Raw genomic sequence first — 16,765 nt, 5'->3', positions numbered from 1 at the left:
GTGCACGGGGTCGGCGGGGGGGCGAGGGGGGGGGTGGGTTTGCATCCCAAACACCTCCCTGGACTGTGGGTTCGGTTTAAGTGTGGGGCGCGGGGGGGGCGGGGGGGCGGCCCCGCCCGCCCCCCGCCTCTACCGTTCACCTGCCGGGACGGGCTACTTCTCGTCCTGGTAGCACGGCTGGTCGCCGCTCATCAGCCGCAGCTTGAGGTCGGGCAGCGTGAAAGTACCCGCCGTCGTCGCCCAGGCCTTCTGGCGCACGTTGGTCAGAACGGCCTTCTTGGCGCGCTGCGAGAACAGGGCACCGTTGGCGACCGTGCCGGCCTGCGGCGCGGTCGGGTGCTTGTCGTCCGCCGCGGCGCCGACCGCGACGCCGATGTCCAGGTCGCTGAACGTGGCGTCGGTGTCGAGCTCCGCAACATCCAGGTAGATGTTCTCGGCGACGGCCGGCTTGCCCTTGTTGCCCGTCCGCAGCTGCATCGTGATGTTGCCGAGTCCGGGGATCGGCGTCACCAGCGACTGGCACATGTTGGTGATCTCGGCGTGGCGGAACCCGGAGATGGTGACCGGGTGCGCCGCGTCCTTGCCGTCCAGGCCCTTGCCCTTGGCGACGCTGCCGTACTGGAGCAGGTCGTCACCGTCGAGCTTGTCGGCCGAGACCTTGAAGTCCTGGCCGGAGACGCTGAAGGACGCCGCGAGGGCACCCTGCGCCAGACCCACACCGACCGCGGCGGTGGCCGCGATGCTCGGCACCATGACGAGCGCGAAGCGCTTCCATCTGGTCCCGCCACGAACCTGAGAACTCATTATTCGTTCCTCCTTCTCGGACGTACATCTCCGGTCCGGGCCGTACCCGTCCTGGGATGGGAGAAGTGCTACGTCCTCGGGAAGGAGCGCTGGTGGCCCGGCCGCGGCTGTGCCACGTCCCGTACACCGGCGATCACCCCCGAGCGACAACCACTGGGCCACGCGTTCGCGCAACCTGGAGGACAGGCCCTGCCGTGTGGCAGAGACCCCCCTGTCCACGGCCGGTGCCACTGCCACCGGCCGGCTCGGTGGGGACCCTCCACCGCGGCTCCGGATGAGCGGCTCTGCGGGAAGGACCGAGCGTCGCCGATCGTGGTCCATTCCCGGCCGGGGCACAAGGGGGGTCGTTACTGGCGGGTAACGGCCAGATAACCGGGGTGCTGCCTCTTGTTGTCGGGCAGCAACACAGGGTGTCACCGAGGGCCACGACAGAACGGGGGAAGAGTGAACACACCGGACAGTTCACGGGGTTCGTCTTACTGCGAGTAACAGCGGCCGCGATTGCCAAGTTTTGGCAAAGTGCGGCCGCTGTTTCTCTATGTGTCAATAAATCGCCGGTGGTCCGCCGGCCTTCGCGGCGCCTCCAGGAGCCGCTCGTGGAACCGCTCCTAGAACAGCACCCGCGCCAGCGCCGTACGCGCCGCCGACACCCGCGGGTCGTCCGCGCCGATGACCTCGAACAGCTCCAGCAGACGCAGCCGTACGGCGTCCCGGTCGTCACCGAACGTCACGCGCACGGTGTCCACCAGGCGCCCGAAGGCGTCCTCGACGTGCCCGCCGACCAGATCGAGGTCGGCCGCGGCGATCTGGGCCGCCGGGTCTCGCGGGTTCTCGGCGGCCGCGGTGCGCACCGCCTGCGGGTTCATGTCCTGGACCCGGACGAGGAGTTCCGCCTGGGCCAGGCCCAGCTTGGCCTCGCTGTTGGCCGGGTCGTCGGAGAGCACGTTCTTGTACGCCTGCACCGCGCCGCCCAGGTCACCGGCGTCCAGCGCGGCGACGGCCGCTTCCAGCAGGGCGTCGTGCGGACCGGCCGGGATCTCGGCCTCGGCGGCCGGGGCCGCGCCCTCGGCGTTCGGGTCCACCTCGATGCCGATGATCCCGAAGCGCTCCTCGGCGACCTGGACCAGCTGGGCGAGGGTCTCGCGGATCTGCTGCTCGGGGGCCACGCCCTGGAACAGCGGCAGCACCTGGCCCGCGACCACGGCGAAGACGGCCGGGATGCCCTGGATGCCGAACTGCTGCATCAGCGTCTGGTTGGCGTCCACGTCGACCTTGGCCAGTACGAGCCGGCCGTTCGCCTCGACGGTCAGGCGCTCCAGGAGCGGGCTGAGCTGCTTGCACGGCTCGCACCACTCCGCCCAGAAGTCCAGGACGACCGGGACCTCGGCGGAGAGCTGGAGCACATCGCGTTCAAAGCCGGCCTCGTCTACGTCGATGACGAGCGCGGAGGGCGGCACGGCGCCGGCGGCCGGGCCGGTCCCGCCGCCCTGTGCCGCCTGCCGCGCCGATTCGGCGCGGGCCTGCTCGGCCTTGGCCTTGGCCTCGCCGGCCGCCTTCACCGCGGCGAGGTCGACGACGCCGCTCATGGACATGTTTCTGGGCTGCATGCGTACATCCTCCCCCGTGTGCGCGCGCCGACGAAAAAGATCGCGAGAATTGCCTCGTCGCGACCGTCGAAACAGTGCGGCGCCGGGTCCCCACCTGGCGCCAGTAGCCCTTCGCGTGGTTGTCGCTCTTACGCTACGAGCCGTAGCGTAACTCCTCCCGGCCCCATGGCGCCCCGTGATCTGAACCACAGCGGCCCAGTCGGCTACCGGCGGGTATGGTCTCGGCCATGCGCAACCCCAGCCCTGGCCGGACCGGCCGCCCCCGCAGCGCCGCCGCGGACGCCGCCATCCTCGCCGCGACGCGGGACGCGCTGGTGGACCTGGGCTGGTCGAAGCTGACGATGGGCGACGTCTCGGCCCGGGCCGGCGTGGCCAAGACCACCCTCTACCGGCGCTGGGCGGGCAAGAACGAGCTGGTCGTGGACGCGGTCGCGGAACTCTTCGACTCCCTCGAACTCCCCGACCGCGGTTCCCTCGAAGCCGACGTCGAGCATGTGGTCCTGCAGTTCGCGGAGCTGCTGCGGCGCCCGGAGGCCCGAACGGCCCTGATGGCGGTGGTCGCCGAGTCCACCCGGGACGAGGCCCTGCGCGACCGGATCCGGTCGGCCATCGTGGACCGGCAGAAACGTCTCGTCGTAATGGGGCGCGAGCGGGCCCAGGCGCGCGGGGAACTCCCGTACGAGGAGGACGAGTCCGTCGCGGGCCGCACCACCGACCTGATCTTCGACGTGATCGCGGGCACGGTGGTGCACCGCGCGCTGGTGAGCTCCGAACCGGTGGACGAGCTCTGGGTGTCCACCTTCACGGCGCTCCTGATGCACGGCCTCCAGGGCCCTGCCCAACCCTGACGTGGCGGGGCGGGGCGGGGTCAGTCCCCCCTTCCGCTCCGGCCGGGGCTTTCCGGGCCAGTGACCCGGATCTGCCGGCCCTGGTCCTGCGGCGGGGGTCCCGGCCCGGCGGCCGCGAGAGCGGCCCGGCCCGCCTCCCGGCCGGCCAGCCAGCAGCGGTAGTCCCTGGAGTCGACCTCGTGGAAGCCCCCGCCGGTGAGCAGCACGGTGGGCCGCCACCGCGCCGAGCCCTTCCCGGACGCCCTCCCACACGGCGGGCAGGAACTCGTGCGGCAGCCGGGCGGCGGGCACGGTGTGCAGGAACTCCTGCCCGCCGTCGGGGCCGGGCGGTTCGAAGTCGGCGACGACGTACGCGTACGACCCGCAGCCGGTCTGCATCACCACACGGACGCTCACGCCGCGCACGGCGCGGTGGAGCGAAACAGCGGAAGGGCCGGTCATGGCGCCACCGCAGGGCGCCATGACCGGCCGTTCCAGCTGACGGGGACTCAGAAGCCGGGCGGCTCGGTGTAGGTGCCCCACTCCTCGCGGAGCACGTTGCAGATCTCGCCCAGCGTGGCCTCGGCCCGCACCGCGTCCAACATGGCCGGGATCATGTTCGACCCGTCCCGGGCGGCCTCCAGCATCGCGGCCAGCGCCCCGGACACCTTGGCGTCGTCGCGCCGGTCCTTGCGCTCGGCCAGCTCCCGTACCTGTACCTTCTCCACCTCGTGGCTGACCCGCAGGATCTCCAGGTCCCCGGTGACCGACCCGTGGTGGACGTTGACGCCGACGACCCGCTTGTCGCCCTTCTCCAGCGCCCGCTGGTACTGGAAGGCCGACTCGGCGATCTCCCCGGTGAACCAGCCGTCCTCGATGCCGCGCAGGATGCCGGAGGTGATCGGCCCGATGGGGTGCTGCCCGTCGGGGTGGGCGCGCAGCCCGCGCTCCTTGATCTGGTCGAAGATCTTCTCCGCGTCCGCCTCGATGCGGTCGGTGAGCTGCTCTACGTACCAGGAACCGCCCAGCGGGTCGGCCACGTTGGCGACCCCGGTCTCCTCCATCAGCACCTGCTGGGTGCGCAGGGCGATCTCGGCGGCCTGCTCGCTGGGCAGCGCGAGCGTCTCGTCGAGGGCGTTGGTGTGCAGGGAGTTGGTGCCGCCGAGGACGGCCGCGAGGGCCTCCACGGCGGTGCGCACGACGTTGTTGTACGGCTGCTGGGCGGTGAGGGAGACCCCGGCGGTCTGCGTGTGGAAGCGCAGCCACATCGACTTCTCGCTCTTCGCCCCGTAGACCTCCTTCATCCAGCGGGCCCAGATCCGGCGCGCGGCGCGGAACTTGGCGATCTCCTCGAAGAAGTCGAGGTGCGCGTCGAAGAAGAAGGACAGGCCGGGCGCGAAGTGGTCCACGTCCATGCCGCGCGAGAGCCCGAGCTCCACGTAGCCGAATCCGTCGGCGAGGGTGTACGCGAGCTCCTGCGCGGCCGTGGCTCCGGCCTCGCGGATGTGGTAGCCGGAGACGGACAGCGGCTTGTAGGCCGGGATGCCCTTCGCGCAGTACTCCATGAGGTCGCCGATGAGCCGAAGGTGCGGCTCGGGCTCGAAGAGCCACTCCTTCTGGGCGATGTACTCCTTGAAGATGTCCGTCTGGAGCGTGCCGTTGAGGGAGGCGGGGTCCACACCCTGTCGCTCGGCGGCCACCAGGTACATGCAGAAGGCGGGCACGGCGGGACCCGAGATGGTCATCGACGTGGTGACGTCACCGAGCGGGATGTCCTTGAAGAGGACCTCCATGTCGGCGGCGGAGTCGATGGCGACCCCGCAGTGGCCGACCTCGCCGAGGGCGCGGGGGTCGTCGGAGTCCCGGCCCATGAGGGTGGGCATGTCGAAGGCGACGGAGAGCCCGCCGCCGCCGGCGGCCAGGATCATCTTGTAGCGCTCGTTGGTCTGCTCGGCGTTCCCGAACCCGGCGAACTGCCGGATGGTCCAGGTCCGGCCGCGGTACCCGGTGGCGTGCAGGCCGCGGGTGTACGGGTACTCGCCCGGCCAGCCGATGCGCTCGAATCCCTCGTACGCGTCGCCGGGCCGGGGCCCGTAGACCGGTTCGACGGCATCGCCGGAGAGCGTGGTGAAGTCGGCCTCGCGCTTGCGGGCCTTGTCGTAACGGGCCTGCCAGCGAAGGCGGCCTTCCTCGATGGCGTCTGCGTCCATACCCACGAATTTACTAGGACGTCCTAGTAAATGTCGATGGCAAACCCCGGGAGATGCCCCGGGGGTTTGTGACGATCAGGCCTCGGCGGTCGCGAGACCGCCGCTGACCAGCGGCTCGACCTCGGCGCGGACCTTGCGCTCGACGAAGAACGCGGCCAGCGGGATGGTGCCGCTGAGCATGACCCAGAGCATCTTGCCGAAGGGCCAGCGGGCCTTCGAACTCAGGTCGAAGGCGAAGACCAGGTAGATCATGAAGAGCACGCCGTGGGCCTGGGACACCACGAACGTCAGATCGGCGCCCTTGTCGAAGCCGTACTTGAAAATCATGCAGGTGCACAGCACCAGCAGCATCACGGCAGTGGCAAAGGCCATCACCCGGTAGCGGGTCAGCACGCTCTTCTTCATGCCACTGAGCCTAACCGTCCGTTTTGCTCGATCTTGACGGGGGCTTACTTCTCGTCGAAGTCCCCGCTGGCGACCCGCAGCGGACGCAGCAGCGCGAAGATCTCCGCGCACTCCTCGGCGTCGTACGCGCCGAGCCCGAAGTCGATCTCCATCAGGTCCCGGGTGGCGGCCTCGACGACCTCGCGGCCCTTGTCCGTGATGGAGGCGAGGGTGCCGCGGCCGTCGTTCGGGTTGGGCCGCTTGTCGACGAGCCCGGACCGCACCAGCCGGTCGACGGTGTTCGTCACCGACGTCGGGTGGACCATCAGCCGCTCGCCGATCTTCGACATCGGCAGTTCGCCGGCCTTGGAGAAGGTGAGCAGCACCAGCGCTTCGTACCGCGCGAACGTCAGACCGTACGGCTTGACCACCGCGTCGACCTCGCCGAGCAGGATCTGGTGCGCCCGCATGATCGAGGTGATGGCGGCCATCGAGGGCACCGGCCCCCAGCGCTGCCGCCAGAGCTCGTCGGCGCGGGCGATGGGATCGAAGGGAAGGCTGAGCGGCTTGGGCACGGATGAGACCCTACCGGGCGGTCATTTGGCGGCGAGTCCCGTCTCACTCCTCGGCCGTTCCCGCTCCGGGGCGCAGGCGCGGAGTTCGGCGAGCAGCAGCAGGACGACGGCCGTGCCGAGGACCCCGGAGGCGGTGACGACCTGGTGCACGGGGAAGAACTCGGCGGCGAGGCCGGCCAGGGCCATGCCCACGCCCTGGAGGGTCATCAGCCCGGTGCTGAGCAAGGTCATCGCGCGGCCGCGCAGCTCCTCGGGGACGGCGTCGACGTACCACTGGTCGAGGCCGAGGGTGTACGCGTGGGCCAGGCCGGCGAGCAGTAGCGCGGTCAGCGTCAGCGGTACGCCGGGCCGGGCTGCGTACAGGAGCAGCGGCAGCAGTCCGGCGGCCACGAGCGGGCCCGTGATCCGGGAACGCGTTCGGGCGGTGAGCGCGGAGCCGGCCCAGAGTTCACCGGCGATGTTGCCCACGGGCATCGCGCACATCAGCAGTCCCAGCGCCACGGTTCCGGAGCCGAGACCGGCGGCGTAGGGGGCGAGCAGGGCCTCCGGTACGACGACGAAGACGGGTGGCAGCCAGAACAGCAGGGTGAGCGCCCGGATCCGGCGGTCCCCGAGGACGGCGCGCAGCCCGCGCAGCGGGGACTCGCGGGAGCCCCCGCGGGCGGGGCGGCCGCGCGTGCCGAGGCCCAGCAGGAGCGCGGAGCCCAGGAATCCGGCGGCGGTCAGGCCGATGGCGCCGCGCGGCGCGAGGACGGTGAGCAGCAGCCCGCCGAGGCCGAAGCCGATGAGCTGCGAGCTCTGGGCCACCATGCGCAGCAGTGAGCGGCCGAGGACGAATGCGTCGCCCGCGCCCAGGATGTCGGCGAGGGAGGCGGCGCGGGCGCCCTGGAACAGCGGCGCCACGAACGCCATCGCGCAGCGCAGTACGAGGAGCACCGCGACGGGGGTGCCCGGCAGGGCCATGGCGGCGGCGCAGGCCGCGCAGACGAGGTCGCAGCCGACGAGCACCCGCCGGGCGGGCTGACGGTCGGCGATCTGGGCGAGCAGGGTGCCGCCGAGGGCGTACGGGAGGAAGCCGAGGGCGAAGGTGAGCGCGCTCATCAGGGGCGAGCCGGTGGCGCGGTATACGAGGACGGTGAGGGAGATCTCGGCGACGACCACGCCGAGCACGGAGAGCAGGTGTGCGGCGAACACGGGGCGGAACTCACGTGTACGGAAGACGGCCCGGTAGCCGGTGGAGGCGGAGGTTACGGCTGACATGTCCGGCAGCTTCGCCCCGGCTACCGTGGGTCCCGTAGAGATTCGTCCCGGCACGAATCTTCGGCGGACGGGGTCGCGGAGGGGCGGGGAGGGGCGCGATGGGTTTCCACTACCGGTTCGGGCCCGGCGACCTGCTGCGGTGCCGCTTCGCCGTGTCCCCGCGCTGGGAGACCCAGGAGGCGGTGCGGACCCTGCTGCGGCCGCACCGGCAGGCCTACCACCTGCCGTGGCTGCGGCAGGTCCGGGCGGCCGCCGAGGGACTGGACCTGCGTCCGCTGTGGCTGCTGATGCCGCGGGCCGGGCATCATCCGGACTTCCTCAGCCCGTCCCCGCTCGGACCCTCCGTCACCTTCGAGGAGGAGCTGGCGCGGGTGCGCGCCGCCGACCCGCAGGCGGCGCGCGAGGACCTGCGGCTCTCCCTGGTGTGCACCCCGGGCGCCCTGGAGAGCGACATCGGGCAGCGGATGCTCGCGGATCCGGCGCGGGCGGTACGGGAGCTGGCCGATCTCACCGAGCGGGCCTGGGAGGCACTGATCGCCCCGCACTGGCCGCGGCTGCGCGCACTGCTGGAGGCGGACATCGTCTTCCACTCGCGGCGCCTGGCGGCGGGCGGGCTCCAGGCGCTGTTCGACGGGCTCCACCCGGACCTGCGGTGGTACGAGGAGACGGCGACGCTGACCATCGAGCGGCCCGCGCACCACGACCGCTCGCTGGACGGGCAGGGGCTGCTGCTGATGCCGAGCGCGTTCGTCTGGCCGGAGGTGGTCGGCGGCTACGACCCGCCGTGGCAGCCGACGCTGGTGTACCCGGCGCGGGGCGTCGGCGCGCTGTGGACCGCCCGGGCGGGGCCGACCCCGCACGCGCTGGCCCGTCTGCTGGGCCGGGCCCGGGCCGATGTGCTGTGCGCACTGCACGAACCGGCCTCCACCACGGCGCTGGCCCACCGGCTCGGGCTGGCCCCTTCCACCGTCTCGGCGCACCTGACGGTCCTGCACGCGGCGGGCCTGCTCGTCTGTGCGCGCCACGGCCACCAGGTCCTCTACGAGCGCACTCCGCTGGCCATCGCCCTCACGACGGGCGACCCGGCTCCCTGACCTGCACGGCGGCGTACCCCTCAGCCGCGGCCGCCGCGCCGCAGTCCGTGCCGGACCGCGCGCTGGCTCAGCGGCCCGAGGCCTTCCAGCGCCTGGGCGAGCCCGGCGAGCTGCTCCAGGGCGTCGAGCGCCCGGCCGGCGCCCTGCGGATCCACCCCCTCGTACAGCTCGATGCCGACGAAGGAGGCGGCGGCGGCCCGGGCCAGTCCCGCCGGGTCGGTGAACCCGGCCAGCGGGGTCGCCGCGAGCAGCCGGGCGAGCACCGTCTCCAGCTCCTCGATCCACAGCGCGAGCCCGGCGGCGGTGGCCGCGGCGAGGACGGGCGAGGTCTGACCGGCGGCCAGCAGCTGCCCGAGCACGGCGACCTGTCCGGCGGCCCGCTCCTCGGCGTGCATCCGGCGGCCGAACTCCAGCAGTTCGGCGAGGCTGCCCAGCTCCGCGAGCCGGTCTCGGCAGACCGCCACGCGCCGCTCGGCTCCGAACCGGCAGGCGGCGGCGAGCAGTTCGCCGACGGAGCCGAAGTGGTAGAAGATCAGCCCCTGCCCCACACCGGCGGTGGCCGCGATGGTGCGGGCGGAGGTCTTGGCGATGCCCTGCTCCGTTCCGGCCGCCCGCGCATGCGAGCGCCCCCGGCTTGCACGGCCGGGGGCGCTTTCAGAACGATGCGGCGGGCGCGTCAGCCCTCGGCGAGGTGGCGCTCCACCGTCTCGACCTTCGAGGTCATCCCGTCCGAGACCCCGGGCCGGATGTCGGCCTTCAGGATGAAGGAGACCCGCGGCGCCCGCGCCTCCACGGCGGCCACGGCACGCCGGACCACGTCCATGACCTCGTCCCACTCACCCTCGACGGTGGTGAACATGGCGTCGGTGCGGTTGGGCAGGCCGGACTCACGGACCACGCGGACCGCGTCGGCCACGTACTCCCCGACCTCCTCACCTACCCCCAGCGGGGTCACGGAGAACGCGATGATCACGCGTCGGCCGCCGCACGCGCGCGGGCCGCGATCACGCTGTCGGCCTCGTCCCGCTTGAGCAGCCGGTCGCCGTACAGCCCGCCGAAGGGCAGCAGCGCCAGCCCGAAGAACAGGGCGACCTTCGAGACCGGCCACTTCGCCTTGTTCCAGACATCCAGCAGGAAGACCGCGTAGATGACGAACAGGATCCCGTGGAGGATGCCCAGCGGCATCATCAGGTAGTCGATGTCCGAGACCCGGCTCAGCAGCGAGCCGAAGATCAGCAGGGCCGGGAACGACAGCGCCTCCGGGACGGAGATGAGGCGCAGCCGGTGCAGGGCGGAGGCGGTCTTGATGTCCACGGGGAACCTTCGGGATGGAGGTCAGGGCCGTCCCAGTGTCTCAGCCGCTTTTGCGCGATCTTGACCCGGCCCCCGGCCCGGACCCCCGCCCGCGGGCTGCCGAAAGGCGCACGCACGGCATCCGTTCGGTATCCGTTCGGCGTCCGTTACCGCCCGGGTGTGGCGTATATCGGCCACGGGACCCTGTTCGCGCCCGCCCACTGCCGATAACGTCATCCCGTGGCTCAGTTCCGACTCCAAGGCAGCAAGGTGCTCGCCGTCGACCTGACCGGGGATGCCGTGAAAGCGAAGAACGGCTCCATGGTCGCGTACGACGGTCAGATGGCCTTCAAGAAGATGACCGGCGGCGGCGAAGGCCTCCGCGGGATGGTGACCCGCCGGCTCACCGGCGAGCAGATGACCGTGATGGAAGTGCAGGGGCACGGCACCTGCTTCTTCGCCGACCGCGCGAGCGAGATCAATCTGGTCAACCTGCGCGGCGAGAAGCTCTACGTCGAGTCCAGCAACCTGCTGTGCACCGACGCGGGGCTGCGCACCGGCACGACCTTCACCGGTCTGCGCGGCGCGACGACGGGCAACGGCCTGTTCACCACGACCGTCGAGGGCTCGGGCCAGGCGGCGATCATGTCCGACGGTCCCGCGGTGGTGCTGCGCGTGAGCGCCCAGTACCCGCTCTCCGTCGACCCGGGTGCGTACATCGCGCACACCGGAAACCTCCAGCAGTCGTTCCAGTCGGGTGTCAACTTCCGCACCCTGATCGGCGAGGGCTCCGGCGAGTCCTTCCAGATCCGCTTCGAGGGCGAGGGCCTGGTCTACGTGCAGCCCAGCGAGCGCAACACCATCGGGGGCGACATCTGATGCCGTTCCGCGAGATCAACTCGAAGATGGTCGAGGCCCAGGTGATCCCGGGGCAGCGGATGTACAGCCAGCGCGGCGCGATGCTCGCGTACCGCGGCGAGGTCTCCTTCACCCCGAGCCTGACAGGCGGTCAGGGCGGGGTGATGGGCATGATCGGGCGCCGGGTGGCGAACGAGCAGACCCCGCTGATGACGGTCGAGGGCAGCGGCACCGTGATGTTCGGCCACGGCGGCCATCACATCCAGGTGATCAGCCTGACCGGCGAGACGCTCTACGTCGAGGCCGACCGGCTGCTGGCCTTCGACGGCAGCCTCCAGCAGGGCACGATGTTCATGGGCTCGCAGGGCGGGGTCATGGGCATGGTCCGCGGCCAGGTGACCGGCCAGGGGCTGTTCACCACCACGCTCAAGGGGCACGGCGCGGTCGCCGTGATGGCGCACGGTGGGGTCATCGAGCTCCCCATCACCCCCCAGCGCCCGGTCCACGTGGACCCGCAGGCGTACGTCGCCCACCACGGGGACGTGCGCAACAAGCTCTCCACCGCGCTCGGCTGGCGGGACATGGTGGGGCGCGGCTCGGGCGAGGCGTTCCAGCTGGAGCTGTCCGGCCAGGGCGCGGTGTACGTACAGGCCTCGGAGGAGAAGCTGTGAACTTTGGCCCCGTGCCGGGCGGACCGGGCGGCCCGACCGTCTTCGACCCGTACACCCTGCCCTCCGACGACAACGTGAACGCGTACACCTTCTGCGTGGAGCTCAAGGGGAGCCAGTGGTTCCTGCAGAAGGGCAAGATGATCTCGTACTACGGGAGCATCGAGTTCAACGGCATCGGGAACGGCCGCTTCGACCGGCTGCTGCGCACCAGCTTCCACTCACCGCTGCACGCCAGCGACTGGGTGGTGGCCGAGGGCCAGGGCAAGATGCTGCTGGCCGACCGGGCCTTCGACGTGAACTCGTACGACCTGGACAAGGGGAACCTGACCATACGGTCGGGCAACCTGCTCGCGTACCAGCCCTCGCTCGCCCTCAAGCAGTCGATCGTCCCGGGCTTCCTCACGCTGATCGGAACGGGCAAGTTCGTGGCGGCGTCCAACGGGCCGGTGGTCTTCATGGAGCCGCCCCTGCGCGTGGACCCGCAGGCACTGGTGGGCTGGGCGGACTGCCCCTCGCCGTGCCACCACTACGATCACGGTTACATGTCGGGCGTGATGGGCGGACTGCGCTCGCTGACCGGCATCGGCGGCACCTCGGGCGAAGAGCACCAGTTCGAGTTCGTCGGGGCGGGCACGGTCCTGCTGCAGTCGTCGGAGATGCTGATGGCGGAGCAGGCGGTCGGAGCGGTCGGCGCCGGCGCGGCCACGGGCGACGCGCAGGGCGTGCCGGGAGCCGGCCAGGGCCCGCTGGGGCAGCTGGGCATGCCGCGGATGCCGGGGCAGCTGGGTGATCTCCAACGGCGCTTCGGACTGTAACCGCTCACTCGCCCCACTTTTGTACGTAATTCAACTTCTTAGGTAGAGTTCACTCATGGAGACCATGGAGACCGAGACGGCAGCCCTCCCCCAGACGGAGTCCGGCGGGACCCGCTGGCTGACCGACGCCGAACAGTGCGCCTGGCGCACCCACCTGGACGTCAGCCGGCTGCTGATGCACCAGCTGGAGAAGGATCTCCAGCCCTTCGGTCTCACCAACAACGACTACGAGATCCTGGTGAACCTCTCGGAGTCGGCGGACCACCGGATGCGGATGAGCGACCTGGCGACCGCCACCCTGCAGTCCAAGAGCCGGCTGTCCCACCAGATCACGCGCATGGAGGCGGCGGGCATGGTCCGCCGCGTGAACTGCGAGTCCGACCGCCGCGGCCTGTTCGCGGTGCTCACGGACGAGGGCATGGAGACGATGCGGAAGGTCGCCCCGCACCACGTGGCGTCCGTCCGGCGGCACTTCATCGACCTGCTGCCGCCCGAGGCTCTGGCGGCGCTGCGCGAATCGCTGCGCCCGGTGGCGGAGCACCTGCGGGGCAACCGCGGCAAGGCCTGACGCCGGCCCGCCCCGCTCCGGGGTGCCGCCCCCGGCGGCAGCCCGGAGAATGGGTGGTCGGTAACGCTCGCTCGCCGGCCGCCGCCGAGCAACCGTAAGCGCATGGCCGGCCCGAGGAGGTCAGCCATGCACCGCACGCACAAGGCGTACGCCTCGACGGCCGCAGCCGTGGCCCTGATGATCGGGGGCCCGGTGGCGGCCGCCGCCGCGAACACCGCCGACGCGGCGGGATCCGCCCCCGCGGCCGCGGCGGCCCGCACCGAGATGAACGCCGAGCAGGCAGTCGCCGCCGCGCTGAAGAAGCACCCCGGCGTCGTGGAGTCCGTCGACAAGGACGAGGCCGTCTGGCACGTCGACATCATCAGCAAGGACGGCAAGCACGCGGAACTGACGGTCGACACCCGCAGTGGCAAGGTGTTCACCGAGAACGCGGACGAAGACAGCGACGACGACGCCGGGAACAAGGCGCTGCTCAGCGCGAAGGTCACCGCCCAGAAGGCGATGAAGGCAGCCCTCGCCGCCCACGCCGGCCAGGTCTCGTCGGTGGAGTGGGACGACGATGACGACAACCGCGCCGCCCCCTACTGGAACGTCGAGATCAAGTCCGGCGACAAGACCACCGACGTGCACGTCGACCCCACGTCGGGGAAGGCGACGGTGTCCCCGTCGGACTCGGACGACAACGACGACGACAACGACTGACACCCACCGGCCCGCGGAATCTGATGCGGACCGGATCGAGCGCCCCTAGACTGGCGAGCGCCCGGTTTACCCCGATCTTCGAGGGAGTGGCGTCATGGCCAAGCGCGGCAACAAGAAGCGAGCACGCAAGAAGAAGAAGGCGAACCACGGCAAGCGTCCCAACGCCTGACCGGTCCGCCCCACAGACACGCGAGAGCCGCGCCCCGACCGATCGGGGCGCGGCTCTCGCGTACGGCGTACGGCTTACGGCCGCTCAGGCCTCCGTCAGCGTCGCCAGAAGCGTGTCCGCGGCCGCGTACGGGTCCAGCTCGCCGGCCGCGACCCGGGCGGCCAGGGCGCCGACGTGGGCGTCCCCGTGCACGTCCGCCATCCGGGCCCGCAGGGCCGTCACCGCGATCGTCTCCACCTCGCGGGCGGCCCGCGCCGCACGCCGCTCGGCCAGCACCCCGTGCTCGTCCATCCACGCGCGGTGCTTCTCCAGCGCCTCGACGAGTTCGTCGATGCCCTGCGCCCGCGCGGCGACGGTCTTGATGATCGGCGGACGCCAGTCCCCCGGTCCCCGGGACTCGCCCAGCCCCAGCATGTGGTTCAGCTCCCGGGCGGTGGCGTCCGCCCCGTCCCGGTCGGCCTTGTTCACCACGTACACGTCACCGATCTCCAGGATCCCCGCCTTCGCGGCCTGGATCCCGTCGCCCATCCCGGGCGCCAGCAGCACCACCGAGGTGTCGGCCTGCGCGGCGATCTCCACCTCCGACTGGCCGACCCCGACCGTCTCGACCAGGATCACCTCGCAGCCGGCCGCGTCCAGCACCCGGATGGCCTGCGGGGCCGCCCAGGCGAGACCGCCCAGGTGGCCTCGGGTGGCCATGGAGCGGATGTAGACCCCCGGGTCGGAGGCGTGGTCCGACATCCGCACCCGGTCGCCGAGCAGCGCCCCGCCTGAGAACGGCGAGGACGGGTCGACGGCCAGGACGCCGACCCGCTTCCCGGCCTTGCGGTACGCCGACACGAGCGCCGAGGTCGAGGTCGACTTGCCGACGCCCGGCGACCCCGTCAGCCCCACCACGTACGCGTTGCCGGTGAGCGGGGCCAGCGCCGCCATCACCTCGCGCAGCTGCGGGGACGCCCCCTCCACCAGCGAGATCAGCCGGGCCACCGCTCTCGGCCGGCCCTCACGTGCCTGGGCCACCAGCTGGGGGACGTCCACCGCCGTCATACGTGCTGCGCTCCTCGGTTCTCGTACGGGTACGGGCGGGTGCTGCCGGGCTTTCGCTACGCCTTGGGCACGCGGACGATCAGGGCGTCGCCCTGGCCGCCGCCACCGCACAGCGCGGCCGCGCCGGTCCCGCCGCCACGGCGCTTGAGCTCCAGCGCCAGGTGCAGCACCACGCGGGCGCCGGACATGCCGATCGGGTGTCCCAGGGCAATGGCGCCACCGTTGACGTTCACCTTTTCCGGGGTCACGCCGAGGTCCTTCATTGACTGCACGGCGACCGCCGCGAAGGCCTCGTTGATCTCGATGAGGTCCAGGTCGGCGACCTCCAGGCCCTCCTTCTTCAGGGCGTGGACGATCGCGTTCGACGGCTGCGACTGCAGGGAGTTGTCGGGACCGGCCACGTTGCCGTGGGCGCCGATCTCGGCGAGCCATTCCAGGCCCAGCTCCTCGGCCTTCGCCTTGCTCATCACGACCACGGCGGCGGCGCCGTCGCTGATCTGGGAGGAGGTGCCGGCGGTGATCGTGCCGTCCTTGGCGAAGGCCGGGCGCAGCTTGCCCAGGGACTCCACCGTGGTCTCCGGACGGATGCCCTCGTCCTGCGAGAAGACCACCGGCTCACCCTTGCGCTGCGGGATCTCGACCGGGGTGATCTCCGCCTCGAAGACGCCGTTCTTCTGCGCGGCAGCGGCTCGCTGGTGCGAGGCGGCGGCGAACTCGTCCTGCGGGGCGCGCTCGATGCCCAGGCGGGTGTTGTGCTTCTCCGTGGACTCGCCCATCGCGATGTTCTCGAAGGCGTCGGTCAGGCCGTCGTAGGCCATCGCGTCGAGCATCTCGATGGCGCCGTACTTGTAGCCCTCGCGCGACTTGGGCAGCAGGTGCGGGGCGTTCGTCATGGACTCCTGGCCGCCGGCGACCACGATGTCGAACTCGCCCGCGCGGATCAGCTGGTCGGCGAGCGCGATCGCGTCCAGACCGGAGAGGCACACCTTGTTGATGGTCAGGGCGGGCACGTTCATCGGAATGCCGGCCTTGACCGCGGCCTGGCGGGCGGGGATCTGGCCCGCACCGGCCTGGAGCACCTGCCCCATGATCACGTACTGCACCTGGTCGCCGGAGATCCCGGCCCGGTCCAGCGCGGACTTGATGGCGAAGCCGCCGAGGTCGGCACCCGAGAAGGACTTCAGCGAGCCGAGCAGCCGCCCCATGGGCGTGCGGGCCCCGGCGACGATCACTGAGGTGGTGTTGTTCGATCCGGACATGAGGCACAGCCCCTTGAGGATGAGGAGTGAACGAGGGTTTACCTGAATGTACTGAGCGGTACCCGCGCCGTCACCGGGCTGCCGGTGTGATCGCTGGCACGTTGCGTAACCACCCTCTTGGGCAGTGCACTGGTTCCATGCTGACAAGGATCGACCACATCGGGATCGCCTGCTTCGACCTGGACAAGACCGTCGAGTTCTACCGTGCCACGTACGGCTTCGAGGTCTTCCACACCGAGGTCAACGAGGAGCAGGGCGTCCGCGAGGCCATGCTCAAGATCAACGAGACGTCCGACGGCGGCGCCTCCTACCTCCAGCTGCTGGAGCCCACCCGCGAGGACTCCGCGGTGGGCAAGTGGCTGGCGAAGAACGGCGAGGGGGTGCACCACATCGCATTCGGCACCGAGGACGTCCAGGGCGACTCGGAAGCCATCCGTGGCAAGGGCGTCCGCGTCCTCTACGACCAGCCCAGGACCGGCTCCATGGGCTCCTCGATCACCTTCCTGCACCCCAAGGACTGCCACGGAGTCCTCACCGAACTGGTCACCTCCAACCCCGAGCACTGATGTCCCCATTCCCCGGCCGGTAGAGTGGCCATGGCTCGGCCGGGGTTCGGTGCGGA

At 71.1% G+C, this 16,765-nt stretch carries 21 protein-coding genes; 10 read left to right on the top strand and 11 right to left on the bottom strand.

What is annotated here, in order from left to right; all coding sequences use genetic code 11:
• Positions 1-153: 153 nt before the first annotated feature.
• Entirely contained in the window at positions 154-804 is a 651-nt protein-coding gene (locus tag ACFYOB_RS35650; RefSeq protein ID WP_388567530.1) for a DUF6230 family protein, read from the bottom strand.
• Between the two features lie 608 nt (positions 805-1,412).
• Complete coding sequence (locus tag ACFYOB_RS35645) at positions 1,413-2,411, bottom strand: tetratricopeptide repeat protein (RefSeq protein ID WP_388567527.1); 999 nt, start codon at positions 2,409-2,411, stop codon at positions 1,413-1,415.
• Positions 2,412-2,638: 227 nt separating this feature from the next.
• Between ACFYOB_RS35645 and ACFYOB_RS35640 the strand changes: the two genes are divergently transcribed.
• Together ACFYOB_RS35640 and ACFYOB_RS35635 are read left to right on the top strand one after the other, a co-directional pair.
• Positions 2,639-3,259, top strand: coding sequence for a TetR/AcrR family transcriptional regulator (locus tag ACFYOB_RS35640; protein WP_388567524.1), 621 nt, complete (start codon positions 2,639-2,641; stop codon positions 3,257-3,259).
• A 195-nt stretch (positions 3,260-3,454) separates the two neighbouring features.
• Positions 3,455-3,772 (top strand): hypothetical protein, encoded by a 318-nt coding sequence (locus tag ACFYOB_RS35635; RefSeq protein ID WP_388567521.1) that lies wholly within the window; start codon positions 3,455-3,457, stop codon positions 3,770-3,772.
• Here ACFYOB_RS35635 and ACFYOB_RS35630 read toward each other — a convergent pair.
• The 4 genes from ACFYOB_RS35630 to ACFYOB_RS35615 all read right to left on the bottom strand — a co-directional run bounded on the left by ACFYOB_RS35630 (position 3,748) and on the right by ACFYOB_RS35615 (position 7,667).
• Positions 3,748-5,448: a methylmalonyl-CoA mutase gene (locus ACFYOB_RS35630; protein WP_388567518.1), complete on the bottom strand. Its 1,701-nt coding sequence runs from the start codon at positions 5,446-5,448 to the stop codon at positions 3,748-3,750. The two genes, ACFYOB_RS35635 and ACFYOB_RS35630, sit on opposite strands and share 25 nt — an antisense overlap.
• A gap of 75 nt (positions 5,449-5,523) precedes the next feature.
• A complete protein-coding gene (locus ACFYOB_RS35625) occupies positions 5,524-5,853 on the bottom strand; it encodes a DUF3817 domain-containing protein (protein ID WP_388567515.1) in 330 nt (109 codons plus the stop codon).
• Positions 5,854-5,897: 44 nt separating this feature from the next.
• Positions 5,898-6,407, bottom strand: a complete 510-nt coding sequence (locus ACFYOB_RS35620) for a MarR family winged helix-turn-helix transcriptional regulator (RefSeq protein WP_388567513.1) — start codon at positions 6,405-6,407, stop codon at positions 5,898-5,900.
• 21 nt (positions 6,408-6,428) lie between these two features.
• Positions 6,429-7,667, bottom strand: coding sequence for an MFS transporter (locus tag ACFYOB_RS35615; protein ID WP_388567511.1), 1,239 nt, complete (start codon positions 7,665-7,667; stop codon positions 6,429-6,431).
• A gap of 98 nt (positions 7,668-7,765) precedes the next feature.
• Between ACFYOB_RS35615 and ACFYOB_RS35610 the strand changes: the two genes are divergently transcribed.
• Positions 7,766-8,761, top strand: coding sequence for a DUF5937 family protein (locus ACFYOB_RS35610; protein ID WP_388567508.1), 996 nt, complete (start codon positions 7,766-7,768; stop codon positions 8,759-8,761).
• Between the two features lie 20 nt (positions 8,762-8,781).
• On the opposite strand, the gene ACFYOB_RS35605 is transcribed toward ACFYOB_RS35610, so the two are convergent.
• Genes ACFYOB_RS35605 through ACFYOB_RS35595 form a run of 3 tightly spaced genes read right to left on the bottom strand, consistent with a single transcriptional unit; the run spans position 8,782 to position 10,075 of the window.
• A complete protein-coding gene (locus tag ACFYOB_RS35605) occupies positions 8,782-9,441 on the bottom strand; it encodes a TetR family transcriptional regulator (RefSeq protein ID WP_388567557.1) in 660 nt (219 codons plus the stop codon).
• Positions 9,438-9,734, bottom strand: coding sequence for an MTH1187 family thiamine-binding protein (locus ACFYOB_RS35600; RefSeq protein WP_267012159.1), 297 nt, complete (start codon positions 9,732-9,734; stop codon positions 9,438-9,440). The genes ACFYOB_RS35605 and ACFYOB_RS35600 overlap by 4 nt, the downstream gene beginning before the upstream one ends.
• Complete coding sequence (locus tag ACFYOB_RS35595; RefSeq protein WP_388567505.1) at positions 9,731-10,075, bottom strand: DUF3817 domain-containing protein; 345 nt, start codon at positions 10,073-10,075, stop codon at positions 9,731-9,733. Before ACFYOB_RS35595 ends, ACFYOB_RS35600 begins: the two co-directional genes overlap by 4 nt.
• A 219-nt stretch (positions 10,076-10,294) precedes the next feature.
• Here ACFYOB_RS35595 and ACFYOB_RS35590 point away from each other — a divergent pair, with 219 nt between their 5' ends.
• The 6 genes from ACFYOB_RS35590 to ACFYOB_RS35565 all read left to right on the top strand — a co-directional run bounded on the left by ACFYOB_RS35590 (position 10,295) and on the right by ACFYOB_RS35565 (position 13,837).
• Entirely contained in the window at positions 10,295-10,933 is a 639-nt protein-coding gene (locus ACFYOB_RS35590; RefSeq protein WP_385603659.1) for an AIM24 family protein, read from the top strand.
• Positions 10,933-11,583, top strand: coding sequence for an AIM24 family protein (locus ACFYOB_RS35585; protein ID WP_388567502.1), 651 nt, complete (start codon positions 10,933-10,935; stop codon positions 11,581-11,583). The genes ACFYOB_RS35590 and ACFYOB_RS35585 overlap by 1 nt, the downstream gene beginning before the upstream one ends.
• 11 nt (positions 11,584-11,594) lie before the next feature.
• Positions 11,595-12,398 (top strand): AIM24 family protein, encoded by an 804-nt coding sequence (locus ACFYOB_RS35580; protein ID WP_388567554.1) that lies wholly within the window; start codon positions 11,595-11,597, stop codon positions 12,396-12,398.
• 64 nt (positions 12,399-12,462) lie between these two features.
• On the top strand, positions 12,463-12,966 hold the full coding sequence (locus ACFYOB_RS35575) for a MarR family winged helix-turn-helix transcriptional regulator (RefSeq protein WP_388567551.1): 504 nt from the start codon (positions 12,463-12,465) through the stop codon (positions 12,964-12,966).
• Between the two features lie 126 nt (positions 12,967-13,092).
• Positions 13,093-13,668, top strand: a complete 576-nt coding sequence (locus tag ACFYOB_RS35570) for a PepSY domain-containing protein (protein ID WP_388567499.1) — start codon at positions 13,093-13,095, stop codon at positions 13,666-13,668.
• 94 nt (positions 13,669-13,762) lie between these two features.
• Entirely contained in the window at positions 13,763-13,837 is a 75-nt protein-coding gene (locus tag ACFYOB_RS35565; RefSeq protein WP_099895366.1) for a 50S ribosomal protein bL37, read from the top strand.
• An 84-nt stretch (positions 13,838-13,921) separates the two neighbouring features.
• Here ACFYOB_RS35565 and meaB read toward each other — a convergent pair whose 3' ends face one another.
• Positions 13,922-14,884 carry a methylmalonyl Co-A mutase-associated GTPase MeaB gene (gene meaB, locus ACFYOB_RS35560; protein WP_388567497.1) on the bottom strand — a complete coding sequence of 321 codons (963 nt, stop codon included), beginning with the start codon at positions 14,882-14,884 and terminating at the stop codon, positions 13,922-13,924.
• 56 nt (positions 14,885-14,940) lie between these two features.
• Positions 14,941-16,143, bottom strand: a complete 1,203-nt coding sequence (locus ACFYOB_RS35555; RefSeq protein WP_388567495.1) for an acetyl-CoA C-acetyltransferase — start codon at positions 16,141-16,143, stop codon at positions 14,941-14,943.
• A 137-nt stretch (positions 16,144-16,280) separates the two neighbouring features.
• Between ACFYOB_RS35555 and mce the strand changes: the two genes are divergently transcribed.
• Positions 16,281-16,709: a methylmalonyl-CoA epimerase gene (gene mce / locus ACFYOB_RS35550; protein ID WP_215020519.1), complete on the top strand. Its 429-nt coding sequence runs from the start codon at positions 16,281-16,283 to the stop codon at positions 16,707-16,709.
• Positions 16,710-16,765: the final 56 nt, after the last annotated feature.

Source organism: Streptomyces sp. NPDC006463, from assembly GCF_042870715.1.
GTDB lineage: Bacteria > Actinomycetota > Actinomycetes > Streptomycetales > Streptomycetaceae > Streptomyces.
Note: the sequence above shows the minus strand (reverse complement) of the source record. Positions and strands in the feature narration are given on the sequence as shown.

Excerpts from the sequence above, each read along its gene's own strand:
- ACFYOB_RS35650 (WP_388567530.1), bottom strand. The coding sequence starts at position 804 with ATGAGTTCTCAGGTTCGTGGCGGGACCAGATGGAAGCGCTTCGCGCTC.
- ACFYOB_RS35645 (WP_388567527.1), bottom strand. The coding sequence starts at position 2,411 with ATGCAGCCCAGAAACATGTCCATGAGCGGCGTCGTCGACCTCGCCGCG.
- ACFYOB_RS35640 (WP_388567524.1), top strand. The coding sequence starts at position 2,639 with ATGCGCAACCCCAGCCCTGGCCGGACCGGCCGCCCCCGCAGCGCCGCC.
- ACFYOB_RS35630 (WP_388567518.1), bottom strand. The coding sequence starts at position 5,448 with ATGGACGCAGACGCCATCGAGGAAGGCCGCCTTCGCTGGCAGGCCCGT.
- ACFYOB_RS35625 (WP_388567515.1), bottom strand. The coding sequence starts at position 5,853 with ATGAAGAAGAGCGTGCTGACCCGCTACCGGGTGATGGCCTTTGCCACT.
- ACFYOB_RS35615 (WP_388567511.1), bottom strand. The coding sequence starts at position 7,667 with ATGTCAGCCGTAACCTCCGCCTCCACCGGCTACCGGGCCGTCTTCCGT.
- ACFYOB_RS35610 (WP_388567508.1), top strand. The coding sequence starts at position 7,766 with ATGGGTTTCCACTACCGGTTCGGGCCCGGCGACCTGCTGCGGTGCCGC.
- ACFYOB_RS35585 (WP_388567502.1), top strand. The coding sequence starts at position 10,933 with ATGCCGTTCCGCGAGATCAACTCGAAGATGGTCGAGGCCCAGGTGATC.
- ACFYOB_RS35575 (WP_388567551.1), top strand. The coding sequence starts at position 12,463 with ATGGAGACCGAGACGGCAGCCCTCCCCCAGACGGAGTCCGGCGGGACC.
- ACFYOB_RS35570 (WP_388567499.1), top strand. The coding sequence starts at position 13,093 with ATGCACCGCACGCACAAGGCGTACGCCTCGACGGCCGCAGCCGTGGCC.
- meaB (WP_388567497.1), bottom strand. The coding sequence starts at position 14,884 with ATGACGGCGGTGGACGTCCCCCAGCTGGTGGCCCAGGCACGTGAGGGC.
- ACFYOB_RS35555 (WP_388567495.1), bottom strand. The coding sequence starts at position 16,143 with ATGTCCGGATCGAACAACACCACCTCAGTGATCGTCGCCGGGGCCCGC.
- mce (WP_215020519.1), top strand. The coding sequence starts at position 16,281 with ATGCTGACAAGGATCGACCACATCGGGATCGCCTGCTTCGACCTGGAC.